Source organism: Kitasatospora cheerisanensis KCTC 2395 (assembly GCF_000696185.1).
Lineage (GTDB): Bacteria > Actinomycetota > Actinomycetes > Streptomycetales > Streptomycetaceae > Kitasatospora > Kitasatospora cheerisanensis.
Genome location: NZ_KK853997.1, coordinates 330,533 through 343,562, shown reverse-complemented (window position 1 = coordinate 343,562; position 13,030 = coordinate 330,533). Strand labels below are relative to the sequence as shown.

Here is a 13,030-nt window from a genome sequence, read left to right as displayed (position 1 = left end):
ATGCGACAACTCCAACTACCCGACCGGCCCGTGCACGAGTATCCAGCCCGAACCGACGCCTACGGGCTCGGTGTTCCGCTGCCCGACCGATTGGTGGGAGTACCGCAGGCTCGGCCGGGAAGCAGCCTTCGGCTGTGCGATGACCCGGCCGACTCCGCTGCCGTGCCCAACCACGCCGGACACCTACTGGGTGGCGGTGAACCTCGATGAGCTTCCTCCGGGCTGCACCCACCCGCGGACGGCGACGGTCTCCTCGGGACGCCCGACAGGATAGGCACCGGCCAGGCGGCCGCTCTGCGGCGCGCAGCACCGGGCCGCCCGCGTCCCGGGCCAGGGTGCAGACGGCGTCGCCGCAGCGCACCGCGGCCCGCTCGGCCTGCTGCATCCGCAATCGGCAGCAGCTCCCGGCGCGCCCATTCCCGAAGGTGGTCCTGCACGTCCCGGGCGAGCGCGGCCTGCGGCCCCGGGTCCTGGCCGATCGCTTCGGCGCCGGGCACGACGATGCTCTGCGAAACCGCTCCTTCATCGACACGTTCATCACCCGGCCCGCGCGCGGATCGTGACGCTCCGTCCAGGCCCGGGCGGTGGCCACGGCGTCGCCCGTCCGCTCCACGAAGCACAGGAGGCTGCCGAAGAGCTGAAGGCCGAAGTGGACCTCGCCCGGCACCACGTCGGGCTCGCCGTCCTGACCCGGCATCAGGAAGACGTCGGGCGAGGCCAGCAGGGCGTGTTCGGCGGGGCGCAGCCGGCGGGCCGCCGGCTCCGTCAGGTCGGCCGCGGTGAGAGCGACCTCGGGGGCGCTGCCGTCCCAGCGGCCGGCGACCAGTTCCTCCAGTTCCCGGACGGCGGACCGCGGTGGTCGAGGTCGCGCTCGCCGACGAGCCCGACCGGCTCGACTACCGCTTCTCGCTCTTCCACGCCCCCTGCTCGCTGCACGACTGGGCGGCGGTGACGCTGACCGCCGAGCACGGGGCGTGGATCGCTCCGGCCGACGACCCCAACCGGCCGATCGTCCCCTACTGCCTCGCCTGTGCGGCGGTGGCCGGCCGCAACAACCTCGACGAGGCCCGCCGCCACGTCGGCGACGCCATCGAACGCGCCGAGGCGTTCGCGGACGCCTGGTGCCTGCGGGACGGGCTCCTGGTGCACAGCGGAGACCCGGCGGGCGCGGAGCAGCCCTTCCGCGCCGCGGTCGAACTCGGCGAACGCGCGCACCCGGTGGCGATCGAGGACCTGAGCCGGTCCACCTGGCGTCCGCGACTGGCCCTCGCCGCCCTCGCCCGCAAGGCCGGCCGCGAGGACGAGGGCCGGCCCTGGAAGGCCGAGGCCGCGAAGCTGCGCCGGCGGGTTCCGGCGGGCCGCTGAACAGCGGGCCGGCCCTCGGCCGGATCCCCGGGGTACGCCGATGGTGCACCCGGACGGCGAGGATCGGGCGGAGCTCGGCAGGCGCGCACCGGCAGGGCGTAGGTCCTGAAGCTCGTCCGCCGGCTCGTGTGGACGTAGGTGCGGCGGCGGATCGGGTGCACCCCGCTCACCGGCGCTCTGACCGGGCGGTGCGCGGCCCGGCACGGCGAGCGGACAGCCGAGGTGCTGGACGCCGGCCCGGGCTGCCCGGCGAAGCCGCAGCAGGGTCCGAAGGTCCCTGACCGGGAGCCTTGCCGGCCGTGTCCGGCCGGGGCCCGGTTCGGTCCGGTGATCGTAGGAGCAGCGGCCGCCGGACGAAGGGAAGACCATGGGCAGCGAGTCTCCTCGTCGGTCGCCGAGTTCGACTGACTGTTCATCAGCGACTCTCGGGTGTCCGGCCGTTGGGCCGGGTACGCTGGGAGCAAGGGTCGGCGGCAGCAGGCTGGGGGCGGGCGTGGGGACCAGGATTTCGGTGTCGCTCAAGGGGGCCCTGGGGCTGGACGACGCGTCCCGGCTGCTGGAGGAGCTGGCCGCGCAGACGGGCCTCGGCTGGCGCGAGGAGCCGGTCGACGAGGGCAAGGTCCTCAGCGGTGGCCTGGTGGAGATCCTGCTGGTGGCCGTGGCGAGCAAGACGACCGAGCTGGCCTACGAGGCGGTGCTGGAGCGGGTGAAACAGGTCGTCGAGCGCTGGCGCGAGGAGCGGCTCGACCGGCCGGAGGCCGTGGTCGACGCGCAGGCCCTGCCCGACGACGAGGCGACGGGTGCGCAGGAGCAGGACGGCTGAGATGGCCTCCCGGGCGCTGGTGATCGGACCGGGCGAGTACGCCGAGGACTCGGGCCTGCCGGGCCATCCCACGATCCGCGCGAGCGCCCTGATGTACGGGCACGCCCTGTCCGGCGACGCGATGTGGGGTCCGGAGAGCTACCGCGTCCTGGTCGGCGAGCAGGCGCGGACCGCGGACGACGTCATGCGGGCGTTGCAGGGGGCCGCGGACGCGACCGGGCCCGAGGACGTCCTGCTGGTGGTCTACGTCGGCCACGGCCAGTACTGGAGCGACGTGCCGGGCGGTCAGGTCCACCTCGCGGTGGGGTCCTCGTACAAGGACAAGCCGTGGACCTGGCTCTCCAGCTGGTACCTCTACCGCGCCATGCGCAAGGCCAAGGCACGGCTGAAGGTCCTGATAGCCGACTGCTGCTACTCCAACATGCTGCCGATCCTGAGCGGAGGGGACGAGGCGATGGTCCTGCCCGGGGTGCTGGGCCGGCGGGACGAGGGCAGCTGCGTCTTCACGGCCGTCAGGAACGTCAGGGCCGCCGACGCCGAGGGCTGTTCGAGCCTGCCCGCGCCGCTGGACCGGTGCACACCGTTCAGCGGACACCTGCTGCGCGTCCTGCAGGGCGGCACCAAGGACCACAAGGACCGGCTGACCATCGGCCTGTTGCGCGAGGCGGTGCGGCGGGAGATGGAGGGCTGCGCGCACCAGGTGCCGGGCATGCTGCTCAACGACGCCCGGGACGGCACCCCGCTGTTCACCAACCGGATGGAGCGCCGGCTGCGGGACCAGAGCCAGGTGCCGGTCAGCGCCGAGGACTGGATCAGGCACCTGATGATCGATCAGGACTACTTGCTCGACGTGCTGTTCGGGGACGAGCGGATGGTCGGGGACATCGTCGGCACGCTGAGCAGGCGGCCCGACGACGCCAGCCAGTCCCTCGCGCGCCACCTCGACGAGAAGGCGAACACGCGGTTCCAGGAGCCCGAGACCTTCGCCCGGTACTGGAACCGGGTGGAGCGGGCGCCGCGCGCATGAGCGGCAGCCTGCCGGGCGAGGCCGTCGGGGGCGGCCCGGAGCGCCCCTCGGCCCTCGGCTACGGGTGGGTGACCACCTGCTCGATCGAGAGCTTCGTGCGCCGCATGCAGGCCATCCGGCTGGGTACGGCCAACGACGACGGGGCGCAGCCCGCCACCGCGATCCGCCTGCTGCACGTGTTCGCCGTCAGTCGCTCGATCGACGATCTGCTCACGGCGGCCTCGACGTCGATGCCCGCGTCCAGCCCGGCCCTCCCCGCGCGGAACCGCCTCAACTACTGGGACTCCGTCAACATGCTGGCGACCGCGGCCCTGTGCCGCAGCGCCGAACAGGCGGCGGAGCTCGCGTGCAAGCAGTGGGAGGCCGAGGGGCGCGGCGCAGCGGGGCGGGGCACACCGCTGACCGACGGCATCGTGCACGACGTCGCCTGCCAGCGGACCGCGCCGGACGTCGCCGTCTTCGTCCGGGAGTGCCGGCGGGCGCAGGGACCGGTGGACAAGACGCTGCGCGTCTTCACCCGGCCGAGCTCCGGACGGACCAATCTCGACAAGGCGCTGCTCTACATCCTGCTCCGCGACCAGGGCTGCAACCCGGAGGCCACCAAGCTGCTCCTGCAGACCTTGTCCGCGATCGACCGGCACGGTTCGACGCAGGCGGCGGACACCGACCCGGCCGAGTTCCACGACCTGGTCGGGGCGCTCTACCAGCTCAGCCCGGCCGAGCAGATCCTGGAGAACTGGGTCGATGCCCAACTGGCCGACCCGGATCAGGTGATCACGACCAGGCGGATCGTCGCCCGGCTGATCGCCAGCGAGACCGGCAACCCCGACACCCTGGTCGAACACGTCGGTGCCCGGTTGTCCCGGCACGACATCGTCGAGATCTGCGGCCAGTTGGCGACCACGCGGCCCGAGAAGTGCGACGAGATCCGACGGCACGCCGCGGCGCGGAGCAGCAACGACGAGCTTGCCGAGCTCGTCATCGCCTGGCACCGCTCCCAGATACTCACCCGGACCACCAAGGACCTCCTCGCCGACGTCGTCGCCGTCGGGGTCGGCGGGGCCGCCGGACCCCGGCCGCGGTCGAGGGTGGCCGACCTGGACAAGGTGCTGGCGAACTTCAACGCAGAGGCGGAGTGCCGGCGACTGCTGTGGATCGCGGCGGCCGAACAGGTCGAGGGCCGCTCCGGGATCGAACTGGCCGAGCTGCTCGGCCGGGTCGAGCGCACCAGCGACCGTTACCGGGTGGCGCGCAGGACCGCGCGCAAGCTCACCGCGCACGTGCTCGGCAACGGCGCCGACCCCGGACTGTTCGTCGACTACGTCACGCGGCTGCGCGTCGACGGGCGCTCGGACGCGGTCTTCCTCGCCCTCAAGGAGTTGGCGGACCCCTCCGACCCAGGCAGCTGGCCCGAGGGGTCGGCGCAGGTCATTGCGGAGATCGCGGTCCGCCTCTACGCCCGGGACGCGGAGCGCGACGGCTGGGACCTGCTGGAGCGCTGCCTGGAGAACGAGCAGCGCATCAGCCACCAGGACGTGGCGGCCGTCGTCGCCCGGCTGCGCGAGCCGGACAGCACGCTGCCGGCCGACCGCAGGCTCTTCCTGCTGCGCGCCACGGTGGGCCGCTGGGCCGACACCCACGCCCGGGAGAACGCGGTCGAGTTGCTGCGGGAGAACGGCTACGACGCGGAGGCGGCGGAAGTCGTCCGCTCACTTCGTTAGGTTGGGGGCGGGCGTCGGCGTCGGCAGCAGCGGGGCCTCCTGCCCCACGTGCTGGCGCGAGGTCCTGACCAGGATCTCGAAGGCGCCGAGCGCCAGGGCGGCCACCAGCACGCCCACCGCGAACTCCTGGTGCGTCCCGACCGAGGAGTTGCCCAGCAGCGTCAGCAGCATCAGCGCGGCCAGGTAGGCGGTCAGCCAGATCGCCGCCCGGGCCGCCGCGCTGGTGCGCCAGTGGCGCAGGAGCGTGACGTGCTCCTTGGCGTCGTAGATCCGTCCGAGGAACGGGAGCCGGCGCGAGAGGACGGGGAGTACCAGCAGCAGGGCACTGCCGCCGGCGAGCGAGGCCATGGCGCGCCACATGCTTGCCCAACCCGCGCCGTAGAGGATCAGCGCGATCAGCGTGAAACTCACCCGGGCCAGCCCCTCGTGGACGGTGCGCCGCCGCGAAGAGTGCCGGCCCAGCTTGCTCCGCAGCGAGACCAGGACCACCCCGGGGAAGGCGTAGATGATCAGCGTCAGGACCCCGGTGACGGCGGTCAGCGGGGCCCAGCTCCCGCCGGCCAGCCACAGCACGATCGCCCCGATGAAGAAGTCGGCCAGCAGGATCAGCCAGTAGACGTCGTAACGCTGCCGCAGCGAGGCCCTGCGGGCGCTCTGCAGGCCCCGGTGCGTGAGGTGGGCCCGGCTGAGCGCGGCGACCTCGCGGGTCACGGCCTGTCCGAAGACGACGCCGGCGCCGAACGGCGAGGCCACGGCGTCGATCCTGAGCAGCCACCCCAGAACGTTCAGGTCGGCGGCGAACGCGAAGTCGACGAAGGGCGATTCGGGCCCGTCCACGGCCTGGCGCGACGGGAATCCCAGCGGCTGCCAGTGCGTCTGGAACCGGTCGAAGACCACCTGCAGCGCGATGTACAGGGCGGTCGAGCCGACTATCGTCCCGAAGACCGCCCAGCGCAGCCGGGCCGCCTCGCCGATCCCGCGCCGCTTGACGTTCCCGGCGAGTTCCAGTGGCGCCTGGAACCCCACGTAGGCGTATATCACGCCGCTGTTCACCACGGCGGCCAGCACGGCACTGCCGCCGTGCCCGCGGGGATCGGCGGCCGACGGCAGGATGCCGGGCTGCACGCCGTGGGTGAGCAGCAGCACGACGGCCAGGACGGGGACGGCGACCTTCGCCAGGGTCAGGGCGGTCGAGAAGCGGAACAGGAGCCGCGGTGCAATCAGGTTGACCGCGCAGATCAGCATCATGAAGACCAACGTGTACCCCCAGCCCACGAGGGTGAGCCGGTGGTCGACGAGCAGCCCGGAGACCTTCCAGGACAGGCCCTGGGTCATCGCCAGGGCCTCGCTGGCCGAGTTGATCGCGTAGAAGATCCACAGCCCGGCGGCGATCACGGTCGCCACCAGCGGTCCACTGCTCTGCAAAGGCAGGAAGATCAGCCCGCCGGTCTTGGGTGCGGCACTGCTCAGTTCGACCATGACCCAGGCCACCACCAGCATCAGCCCGCCGCCGACCAGCCAAGCCAGCCAGGCGCTGGAACCGGCCTGCTCGTACGCCTTCTGCGCGCCCACCAGCCAGCCCGACCCGAAGACACCCCCGGCCGCCAGACCGACGAGATGGTGGACAGGCAACCGGCGTTGTTCGTCCTCGTCCTCGATCCGCACCGCCTGTCCGCTGCCGCGCCGCGTCTCCTGGACGCTCACTTGGGCCCCCCGACGTTCACGGTGCTGGCGCCCCCACGCCCAGCATGAAAAGCGTACAGAACACGACACGATCCGGGTGATGGTCCGTCAGGAAATCGCTACCGCAACGCGGATCCGGTCAGTAGCCGGTGCCGGTCTCCGGGCGGCTCGCCGTCGGCCACTGGTCGTGGAGGATGAGGTCCGGGTGCACGGAGCGCTTCCAAGACTCTGTTCCGCGACCCGGGCGACGACGGTCCGTTCGCCCGCACCCCGGCCGACGACGTCGAACCGGCTGCTCCACGCACGGGAACTGCCTCCTCGAGGGCGGGACGGATCTCGAAGTCGCTCGCCTCGTGGTCCGCGTCCTCGGCCTGGTGCCCGACTCTCGCACGAGCGGAGACACCAGATCGGCCGATCGACCAACTTCGTTCCCCGCACGGGGTTCCGAACACGGAGACCGCGTGTGACGGCCCCCTGCTCCCGTGGACGTGTCGCTCGCCGTCGCGCCTGCTGTGCACCGGAGGAATCGGAGGAAGGAGCCAGTCGGGAGCTTCGTACCGGCGGTGCCCAGCGACGGCCAGACGCTCAGCCGGCCATCGGAGCCTGTCCTGACACGGGCACGCTGCCCTCCGGGGCGAGAGTGGTCGCGCAGCCGGTGACCTGGTGTTCCCAGATGACGATGTCCGCTGCACGGAGCAGGCTGAGCGGTCTGCCGTCCGGGGTCACCACGGGCGAGGCCAGTGCGGTCAGCCACTCGCGGTGCGTGCGCAGGTCGGTCTGGTACAGCGGCCACAGCTTGCGTGGCGTGTCCTGGTAGGCACCGGAGGGCGGCGTCTGTCCCGTGTAGAAGCGGTAGACGGCCTGGTCGAAGATCGGCACGAGGCGGGGACGCTTGCGGTGGAGGATCTTGGTCACCGCCACTGCCTTGACACCCGTGACGTCGCCGCTCGCGACCAGCGCCTGATCGACGAGTTGCCAGGGCCCCTGAGGATCGTCGAGCGCGACGTCGAGGAAATCGGCTGTCGCGCACCGGCCGTCATCCAGGACCGCTTGCATGGCGTGCCGCAGGAGTGTGCCGGGGCCGTCGGGCTGGAACAGCGGAATGACGTGGCGGTAGCCGAGGGGGACGCTGAGCAGAGCCGGGGCGAGGCAGTCGAGTGGTTCCAGCCGATCCGGGCTTCCCTGATGATCGTAGACCCGGAACGCTCGCGGGCCCGATGGATCGACGTAGTGGTGCAGATGGCGTTCGGCGCAGTTCTGGAGCGCCGCGATGCTGGCCATGGATCACCTGATGGTTGGTCGGCTGCCGCCTTGTGACCGGGTTCGGTCCTGGTACCGGCGCCGTGGCGGGCTTCAACCGATTCTATCTGTCGGCCCTGAGCGCGAGCCCGAAGTCGATCATCTCCGTGAACAGTTGACCCGCTGCGCTCCGACGGGCGGCGCCGTGCCGACCTCGTCCCCTTCGATCGATCCCGGCCCGCCCGGCCCGCCCGGCACGCCCGGCACGCCCGGCACGCCGGCGCTGCCACGGCAGTGGAGGCCGACCGGCCGAACCAGCAGCGATCAGCAACAGGACAGATGAGCAGCGGTGTTCGATTCCCTCCTCCCCACCGGACTCGTCCTCGCTGCCGCCCAGCAGGCCGCCGCGCTCACCGCCGTCCCGTCGCCGAACAGGACGGCCCCCTCGCTCACCCATGCGTCCGAACCCGACCAGACGCGTCTCGACGCGGCCCAAGCCCGTCCAACCGGCCCGTCTCCGAACTCTCCCCGCCCGCCCACTCCGTCAACCAACTGCCCGGACCAGAGCGGCACCCAGCCGCCACCGCCCCGCCGCTGACCCCGACTCGGCCCAGCGGCCCCGAACCCGGGCCGAGGCCCACCGACGAACGCCGCTCCCACCCACACCTCCGGCCCGATCGGCGACGGCGACACCATCGACGTCACGATCCTCCGCCACCACAGACGCCCCGACGTCTACGCCTCGCACGGCGGGCGGATGACGGGACCGGTGGCGGACGCCCTGCTGCCCTCCGTCGGCTTCCTGCCGACCGAGCTACCCGGGTTCTTCCGCCTCTCCGATCCCGGGCGCGACGGCGAGGAACGTACTCGCTCCGCCGTGCGGGCCCTGCGCACGATGGGCCACCGCGTCGCCACCGAATCGCCGTTCGACGTCCCCGGCACCGCGCTGCGACCCGGGGAACCTGACGTCGCGTTCGGCCGGCACACCGATCTGGGGATCGCCGCCGCAGTCACCGACGGCCTGCCGATCGACCCCGGCGCGTTCCTCACCCGACCCGGCTGGCGCTACCGCCCCGACCTCGACGTCTACCTCTCTCCTGCCCAACTCGACGAAGGACTCGACGCCGTGGCCACGGCCGACAAGCAACTCCAGCGCGGGCGGTACACCACCACCGTCCATCCCGACCTCGCCCCCGCCGTCCGCAGGCGCGGCACCGACACCCGCGAGCGTCTCCGGGCCGAGGTCGTCCTTGGCGCCCATGGCCGACTCGCTTCACCGGCCGTTCGATGCCCACACGCCTGCCGTGCGCTATGCCCTGCTTCTTGAAGCCCTGGTCGACCATGGCCGTCCACGGCCAAGGCCCGCTTGCGGTCCGGCACCAATGCCGCCGCGCCCCGGCCGGTCGTGGAGGAAGGGACCCCTGCGGCCGCGTGGACGCTCCGCGTGTCCAGCACCACCACCGTCGGGTCCTCCAATCGGCGGGCCCGCTCGCGGACCCAGCAGCGCAGGAGTTCATGGGCGACCCGGTCGGTCCTGCCCCGGTAGAGGATCGAGTTCACGAACTCCCGCATCGCGTAAGCGCTCTGATGGCCACCCACTGACCGCTGCCAGCCCTTCCACGCCGCCAGCACCGGTTCGATCAACGACCACTGCCCGTCCGACAAGTCGGTCGGGTAGGGCCTGCGTTCACTCACCCCAACAGGCGGCCGAGCCCTGCCGGACGGTTTCTGCCGCGCCCACACCATGGCGGCGGCGATCGCCAGGTCGACACCTGCTTCTTCCGTCAGGTCCCGGTAGTGGCGGGCCGATTCCGGAAAGCGGCGCAGCACGTCGGCCACCTCCGCTGCAGCTGGACCTCGCAGGACGCGAAGCCACCGCTGGGTGGCGGCTTGCGGAGTCCACTGGTCGTAGGTCTCGTCCCAGGAGCACAGGGCGGTGGCGGCCTCCGCCAGCAGTTGGAGTTCGCCGGACTCGCCGGCTGACCGAGCCGCTTTCAGGAAAGTCAGCAAAAGGTCAGCACTCATCCACCCACAGCATGCGGGACCTGCCCGCAGATGGGAATCGGCGAGGTGTCCGAGACGGGCGGCCAGGAGCTTGGTCGGCGACGTTCGCCTGTGCCTCGCCTGTAGTCGAAGGCGGTCGCGGGATGCCTTGGCGGGTCGTTTCCCGCGACCCCCGAGAGGTGCGTCTTGCAGGTCAGAGACGGTTTCCGCGCGCCTTGAGGGCCACGTTCGGGAGCTCCGGGGCGGGCAGGCGGTCGCCCGGGTAGCCATGGACCTCGCCGAAGCGGGTGGAGGCCTGCTGCCACTCCTCGCGGGCCTGGACGACCTCCTCGGCGGTGCGGCCGATGAAGTTCCACCACATGACGATGGGCTCGTCGAAGGGGGTGCCGCCGAGGAGGACGAGGCGGGCGGGGGTGGGGGAGGGGTTGGTGAGGGTGAGGGTGGTGGGGCCGGGCGCGAGGTAGCCGAGGTCGGCGGGGTGGAGCGGGGTGCCGGCGAAGGTGATGTCGCCCTGGTCGACGAGGAGGCCGTGTTCGAAGGCGGGGTCGACGTCGAGGGTGAGGGTGGCGCCCGGGTCGAGGGTGAGTTCGGCGCCCAGGAGGGGGGTGAAGGTGGGGACCGGCGAGGTGTCGCCGGCCAGGGTGCCGAGGAAGACGCGGGCTTCGGCGCCGTCGAGGGCGACGGGGCTGGGGACGTGGTGGTGGAAGTCGCGCCCGGTGTGCCGGTGCTCGTCGGGCAGGGCGACCCAGAGCTGGACGCCGTGCAGGACGGTGGTGGCGGCGGTGGAGGTCTCGGAGTGGGCGATGCCCCGACCGGCCGTCATGAGGTTGAGCTCGCCGGGGCGGACGAAGGCGTGCACGCCGAGGCTGTCGCGGTGCTCGATCTCGCCGCTGAACAGCCAGCTGACGGTCTGCAGGCCGATGTGCGGGTGCGGGGCGACGTCCATGCCGCCGGTGGTGGCGACGTCGTCGGGGCCGTAGTGGTCGATGAAGCACCAGGCGCCGATCAGGGTGCGCTCGCGCTGGGGGAGGGTGCGCCGGACGGTCATCGCGCGCGGGCCGCCGAGCGGGACGTCCCGCGGCGGGAAGACGCGGGCGGTCTGCGGGCGGGGCCCGTTCTCGGTGGTGCTCATGGTGTCGTTCCCTCCCGGGCCGTCCGGAACCCGGAGTTCCGTGCGGCTCGTTCCGCCAATCGTTTCATCTTCAACTATTATGGAGGGTAGTGTCCGACAAACACCAGCGCGCAGCCGGAGGAGTTCAGGTGACCGAGGTGGCGACCACCGCGCCCGACCAGCGGGTCTACATCGACAAGCAGCACCCGCAGGCCTTCCGGGCCATGCGGTCCACCGCCGAGACGGTCCGTGAGGCGGCCGCCGAGGCCGGGTTCGACCGTCGCCTGGTCGAACTGATCAACCTGCGGGTCTCGCAGCTCAACGGCTGCGCCTACTGCCTGGACGTGCACACCAAGGCCGCGCTGCAGGCCGGCGAGAGCGTGCAGCGCCTCGGCGTGCTGAGCGCCTGGCGCGACACCGCGCTGTTCGACGAGCGCGAGCGCGCCGCACTGGCACTGGCCGAGGCGACCACCCACCCCGCCGACGCCACCGCCCAGGAGGCGGCCTACGCGCAGGCCTGGACGGTGTTCGGCGACGAGCAGATCTCCGCCGTGATCTGGGTGGCGATCACCATCAACGCCTTCAACCGCGTCTCGGTGCTGAGCAAGCACCCCGTCCGGCCCGCACGCGTCGCCACCACCGGCTGACGCCGCGTCAACATCCTCGGGCCGTCCCGCGCTTGGCGTCGGCCGAGAGGCAGCCCCCGCCGAAAATGCGTGGCCGGCGGGGGCGCGGCGATGGCAGGGTCGGGGGATGGCTCAGCAGCGCAGCTCGTCCCGTGGGCCCGCCGCGTCCGGGCGGGCGTCCGACCTGTACGCCGTGCGCGCAGACTTCGACGACAGCACGATCGTCGTCTACCAGGCGTACGCGCCGGCGATCGCCGACGCCGCGCTGCGCGCGGGGAGGTTCGTCGCGCCGTTCTCGTTCCGGCGGATGACCTGGATCAAGCCCTCGCTGCCCTGGCTGCTGCACCGCAGCAACTGGGGCGCCAAGGCCGGGCAGGAACGCGTCCTGGCGGTCCGGATCACCCGGGCCGGATGGGAACAGGCACTGGCCGCGGGCGAGTTGACCACCGGCGACCAGCAGCGGCTGGCCGCGGCCGAGGTGCACGTCCAGTGGGACCCGGAGCGGTCGCTGCGCGGGGCGGCGCTCAACCACTACAGCATCCAGGTCGGCCTGGGGCGGGAGACCGTCCGCCGGTACGCCGAGGAGTGGATCGTCGGGCTCACCGACCTCACCCCGCAGATCCGGCGCGCCGCCGAACTGGTCCGGGCCGGCCGCGCCGAACAGGCCCGCCGGCTGCTCCCGGACGAGCGCCGCTACCCGCTGCCCGCCGACCTCGCCGCGCGGCTCTGCCGGAGCTGACGCCGGCCCGGGGCGTCGTCAGTCACGGCCCTCGGGCAGGTCGGCCGGGCGGATCCGGTACACCTGAAGGTTCAGGTCGTAGTACTTGGCGGTCTCACCGACCCAGCGCATCCCGAGCCGCTTCGCCACCGCGTGCGCCCGGTCGTTCTTCGGCCGGGCCACCGCGAAGATCTCCTCGACGTCCTGGGTGAACGCCCAGCGCAGCAGCGCGAGACCCGCCTCCGTCGCGTACCCCTGGCCCCAGGCGTGCGGGGCGAGCTGCCAGGTGATCTCCAAGTCCTCCTCGTGCGGCGGCAGCGGACGGATGCCCAACCCGCCGACCACCCTCTTGTCCTCCCGGCGCTCCACCGCCCACCGCCCGCGCGGCGGCAGCAGCCCCGACTGCTCCTGCGCCCAGGCCTGCAGCCGCGCGCGCATCGCCTCGACGTCGGCGACCTGCGTCATCGCGGGCGTCAGCCAGCGGGCGACGTCCGTGGAGCCGTACACGGCCAGGGCGTCCTCGGCGTCGTCGGGTGTCCACTCGCGGACGAGGAGCCGATCGGTGGTCAGGCTGATCCCCATGGGCGGATCCTCCCTCATTCGGTTGGCGGACGTCTCCCTCCCCCGGAGTGTGCGCCCCCGACCCGCCCCAGTCGAGCCGGACGGCCGCTCCGCACCGCCCGTCACCGCCCGGTCGCCCCCGGCGCACGAGG

At 72.4% G+C, this 13,030-nt stretch carries 12 protein-coding genes and 1 pseudogene; 8 read left to right on the top strand and 5 right to left on the bottom strand.

From position 1 onward, the window contains the following. Positions 1-425 precede the first annotated feature (425 nt). The 5 genes from KCH_RS40750 to KCH_RS01695 all read left to right on the top strand — a co-directional run bounded on the left by KCH_RS40750 (position 426) and on the right by KCH_RS01695 (position 4,936). Complete coding sequence (locus KCH_RS40750) at positions 426-563, top strand: hypothetical protein (RefSeq protein WP_157031834.1); 138 nt, start codon at positions 426-428, stop codon at positions 561-563. 292 nt (positions 564-855) lie between these two features. Continuing rightward, entirely contained in the window at positions 856-1,365 is a 510-nt protein-coding gene (locus KCH_RS01710; protein WP_035858346.1) for a hypothetical protein, read from the top strand. Positions 1,366-1,876: 511 nt separating this feature from the next. Further along, positions 1,877-2,188: a hypothetical protein gene (locus KCH_RS01705; RefSeq protein WP_035858344.1), complete on the top strand. Its 312-nt coding sequence runs from the start codon at positions 1,877-1,879 to the stop codon at positions 2,186-2,188. Position 2,189: 1 nt separating this feature from the next. Beyond that, positions 2,190-3,215 (top strand): caspase family protein, encoded by a 1,026-nt coding sequence (locus KCH_RS01700; protein WP_035858342.1) that lies wholly within the window; start codon positions 2,190-2,192, stop codon positions 3,213-3,215. Continuing rightward, positions 3,212-4,936, top strand: a complete 1,725-nt coding sequence (locus KCH_RS01695) for a hypothetical protein (protein WP_035858340.1) — start codon at positions 3,212-3,214, stop codon at positions 4,934-4,936. Before KCH_RS01700 ends, KCH_RS01695 begins: the two co-directional genes overlap by 4 nt. Here KCH_RS01695 and KCH_RS01690 read toward each other — a convergent pair. Both KCH_RS01690 and KCH_RS40745 read right to left on the bottom strand, forming a co-directional pair. Beyond that, positions 4,925-6,640, bottom strand: coding sequence for an APC family permease (locus KCH_RS01690; protein WP_157031833.1), 1,716 nt, complete (start codon positions 6,638-6,640; stop codon positions 4,925-4,927). The two genes, KCH_RS01695 and KCH_RS01690, sit on opposite strands and share 12 nt — an antisense overlap. A 564-nt stretch (positions 6,641-7,204) precedes the next feature. Further along, entirely contained in the window at positions 7,205-7,900 is a 696-nt protein-coding gene (locus tag KCH_RS40745; protein ID WP_157031832.1) for a DUF6308 family protein, read from the bottom strand. Between the two features lie 715 nt (positions 7,901-8,615). Here KCH_RS40745 and KCH_RS42120 point away from each other — a divergent pair. Further along, a complete protein-coding gene (locus KCH_RS42120; protein ID WP_167573912.1) occupies positions 8,616-9,185 on the top strand; it encodes a hypothetical protein in 570 nt (189 codons plus the stop codon). Between the two features lie 20 nt (positions 9,186-9,205). Here the strand turns inward: KCH_RS42120 and KCH_RS46985 are convergent. Together KCH_RS46985 and KCH_RS01670 are read right to left on the bottom strand one after the other, a co-directional pair. Next, positions 9,206-9,553: pseudogene (locus tag KCH_RS46985) on the bottom strand (transposase); the annotation flags it as partial. 502 nt (positions 9,554-10,055) lie between these two features. After that, positions 10,056-10,994, bottom strand: a complete 939-nt coding sequence (locus tag KCH_RS01670; RefSeq protein ID WP_051652624.1) for a pirin family protein — start codon at positions 10,992-10,994, stop codon at positions 10,056-10,058. 128 nt (positions 10,995-11,122) lie between these two features. On the opposite strand from KCH_RS01670, the gene KCH_RS01665 reads away from it, so the two are divergent. Together KCH_RS01665 and KCH_RS01660 are read left to right on the top strand one after the other, a co-directional pair. Beyond that, on the top strand, positions 11,123-11,620 hold the full coding sequence (locus KCH_RS01665; RefSeq protein WP_035858329.1) for a carboxymuconolactone decarboxylase family protein: 498 nt from the start codon (positions 11,123-11,125) through the stop codon (positions 11,618-11,620). 106 nt (positions 11,621-11,726) lie between these two features. Next, the gene (locus KCH_RS01660; protein WP_084223105.1) at positions 11,727-12,338 is read left to right on the top strand and encodes a DUF4291 domain-containing protein; all 612 of its coding nucleotides are present in this window, start codon (positions 11,727-11,729) and stop codon (positions 12,336-12,338) included. An 18-nt stretch (positions 12,339-12,356) separates the two neighbouring features. Here the strand turns inward: KCH_RS01660 and KCH_RS01655 are convergent, their stop codons facing one another. After that, on the bottom strand, positions 12,357-12,899 hold the full coding sequence (locus KCH_RS01655) for a GNAT family N-acetyltransferase (RefSeq protein WP_035858326.1): 543 nt from the start codon (positions 12,897-12,899) through the stop codon (positions 12,357-12,359). Between the last annotated feature and the right edge of the window lie 131 nt (positions 12,900-13,030).